Origin of the sequence: Desulfosarcina sp. (genome assembly GCF_046496365.1) — a bacterium.
GTDB lineage: Bacteria > Desulfobacterota > Desulfobacteria > Desulfobacterales > Desulfosarcinaceae > Desulfosarcina.
In genome coordinates, this window is the sequence record NZ_JAWOHB010000012.1 from 1 (window position 1) to 2,947 (window position 2,947).

Here is a 2,947-nt window from a genome sequence, read left to right on the forward strand (position 1 = left end):
GCCAACTGGGTTCTGTTTGCTTTGGCATGCATTGCCGGATACCTCTTGACCGCGCCGGCTTTTCTCAAAGGGCTCGCATGCGGCGGTTTTATCGTGACAGTGAACTTTTTCCTGATGGCTCGTACGGTGCGGAAAGCGTTTACGCCGCCCTATCTGGCATCCGTCACTTCGGTGCTGGCCAAATACTACGTGCGCTTCACCATCAGCGGGGCCCTGATTTTTTTACTTATCGGTAAAAAAATCGTCGATCCCTTGGGCTTGATCATTGGCCTTTCGATTGTGATGATCAGTATCATGCTGGCCGCGTTGCGTGAAATTACCAAACTCATTTTCAAGGAGGCAATCTGAGGTGGTACATCCTTATCTATTCTTTGTCGAGTTGTTTGGAGTCATCGGATTGGGGGATTTTGCGCACCATTATGTGCACGTCATCTATACCTGGGTGGTCATGATTTTCCTGATCGTTCTGGGTGTGCTGGCCGCCCGGACAGTCCAGCTGATTCCAACCAAGATGCAGAATGTCGCCGAAGTGCTGGTTTCCGAGGTGGAAAACTTCATGGTAACGGTCACCGGCGAGGAAGGGCGCATGTTCCTGCCCTATGCCCTGACCCTTTTCATCTTCATTCTGGTCAGCAATATGGTTCACTTGATGCCGGGGTTCTTTCCACCGACGGTCAGTCTGAATACGACCGCGGCGCTTGCCCTGTGCACCTTCTTTTTAACGCATTACATCGGTATTAAATGGCATGGCTCCCATTATTACAAACATTTTATCGGACCGGTGTGGTGGATGGCGCCCTTAATCCTGCCCATCGAACTGGTGGGGCATTTTGCGCGGGTGTTGTCGCTCTCTTTTCGTCTTTTCGGCAATATGCTGGGCAAAGAGTTGACCCTGATGATCCTGTTCGCTTTGGCCGGGATGTATCTGGCGCCGATACCCATTATGGTGTTGTTCATGTTCTCAAAACTGGTTCAGGCCTTTGTTTTCTTTTTGCTCTCGCTGATGTATTTTGCCGGCGCAATGGAAGAAGCGCATTAACGGTCGGCGTCTGCGGGTAAACCACCCATGCAGTCGGTCGTGATGTTCAATTGTTTTTTGAGCAGGGAAGCCGCTTGGGTTTGGGAAGAAGCCCAAAAAATCAATCTTAAGAGAAGGAGGTATTTCGTATGGGCCCAGAAGCATTGCAGTTTTTCATCATGAGTGTTACCGCCGCCGGTTTCGGCATTGCGATTGCTGCGGTCGGCTGTGGTATCGCGCAAGGCATGGGGTTGAAAGCGGCCGTGGAAGGTATCGCCAGGAACCCGGAGTCATCGGGCAAAGTCACGGTGGCCATGCTGATCGGTCTTGCCATGATCGAGTCATTAGCTATTTACACGCTGGTTATTGGCCTGATTTTGATCTATGCCAACCCGGCTGGGGAAACGGTTACCAAGTTGATTAGCGGGTGTCCCCAGCGACTGTAGGTTAAAAAAAAGCTTCCGGTCGTTACATCGGGAGCTTTTTTTTGGCTTCAGGGTCGCGGAAAGAAATTATTCCACAATATGGCGCCGGATTTTGGTTCGTGACGGGCCAACAGACAAGCAAGATGTGGAATTATTTCTTTCCGAGGCCCTCAGACGGCCAAGGCCGTTTGGAAGCATTGCTCCAAGCCGGCAGGTAAGATCTCAGAAATCGGCCGGTATGCGATTCGGGTAGGCTGGCCACCGTTTCCGGGGTTCCGGCACCGATCACGTACCCGCCGCCGTCGCCTCCCTCGGGCCCCAAATCGATGATGTAATCGGCGGTTTTGATCACATCCAGATTGTGTTCGATCACCACGACCGTGTTGCCCGCCTCCACCAGGCGGTTCAGTACCCCCAACAGCTGACGGATGTCATCAGGATGAAGCCCGGTGGTGGGCTCGTCCAGGATGTAAAGGGTGCTGCCGGTGCTCCGTTTGCTCAACTCCCGGGCCAGCTTGATCCGCTGGGCCTCGCCACCGGACAGGGTGGTGGCCGGCTGGCCGATGGGAACATAGCCGAGTCCGACATCCACCAGTGTCTGAAGTTTGGACCGGATGGCATCGATGTTTTGGAACATGACCAGGCACTGGTCGACGGTCATGTCCAGCACCTCGGCGATAGTCTTGCCTTTGTAGCGAATTTCCAATGTCTCCCGGTTGTATCGCTTTCCCTTGCAGATGTCGCAGGGTACGTAAACATCGGGCAGAAAATGCATGCCGATGCGAATGATGCCGTCCCCCTCGCAGGCTTCGCAGCGCCCGCCGCGGATATTGAAACTGAATCGACCGGCCTGGTAGCCCCGCATTCTCGCTTCCGGCGTGCGGCTGAAAAGATCCCTGATGGGTGCAAAAAGGCCCGTGTAGGTGCCGGGATTGGACCGTGGGGTCTTGCCGATGGCGGATTGGTCAATATCGATGACGTTGCTGATTCTGTCCAGGCCGCTGATTTGTTCACAGTGGCCGGCGGTCAGGCTGCGTCCGGGGCGGTGGCTGACCGCCGCCCGGTAAAGGGTTTCCAGTACCAATGTCGATTTGCCGGATCCGGAGATGCCGGTTACGCAGGTCAGTACGCCGAGTGGGAAGACGACGTCGATGTTTTTCAGGTTGTTGTGGCGCGCGCCGATGATACGGATCTCCCCCCGTTTGGTCGAGCGGCGTTTGGCCGGCACAGCAATGCGCAGCTGGCCGGAGAGGTATTTTCCGGTCAGGGAGTCGGCCGTCTCCAGCATTTGGGACGGTGTGCCTTGAAACACCACCCGGCCGCCGTCGATCCCGGCGCCGGGCCCCATGTCCACCACATGGTCGGCGGCCAGAATCGTCTCTTCGTCATGCTCGACCACCAGAACCGAATTTCCCATGTCGCGCATCTTGATGAGTGGAAAACATATTTGCTGATCAGATCCTCGATATCCAGGGCCGATTCGGTTTCGGTTATCATGCCGCCC

General features: G+C 55.1%; 4 protein-coding genes. 3 read left to right on the top strand and 1 reads right to left on the bottom strand.

Annotated elements, in window-relative coordinates:
- From R6V78_RS00535 to atpE, 3 genes are all read left to right on the top strand, one after another.
- A partial coding sequence (locus R6V78_RS00535) for an ATP synthase subunit I (protein WP_410287361.1) occupies positions 1-348 on the top strand: 348 nt, incomplete at its 5' end.
- A gap of 1 nt (position 349) precedes the next feature.
- Positions 350-1,039, top strand: coding sequence for a F0F1 ATP synthase subunit A (atpB, locus tag R6V78_RS00540; protein WP_410287362.1), 690 nt, complete (start codon positions 350-352; stop codon positions 1,037-1,039).
- A 128-nt stretch (positions 1,040-1,167) separates the two neighbouring features.
- Positions 1,168-1,464, top strand: a complete 297-nt coding sequence (gene atpE / locus R6V78_RS00545) for an ATP synthase F0 subunit C (protein ID WP_410287363.1) — start codon at positions 1,168-1,170, stop codon at positions 1,462-1,464.
- Between the two features lie 130 nt (positions 1,465-1,594).
- Here atpE and R6V78_RS00550 read toward each other — a convergent pair.
- On the bottom strand, positions 1,595-2,947 hold a 1,353-nt coding region (locus tag R6V78_RS00550; RefSeq protein WP_410287364.1), incomplete at its 5' end, for an ATP-binding cassette domain-containing protein.

Bases quoted from the DNA above. Each gene is read 5' to 3' on its own strand.
- atpE (WP_410287363.1), top strand. From the start codon at position 1,168: ATGGGCCCAGAAGCATTGCAGTTTTTCATCATGAGTGTTACCGCCGCC.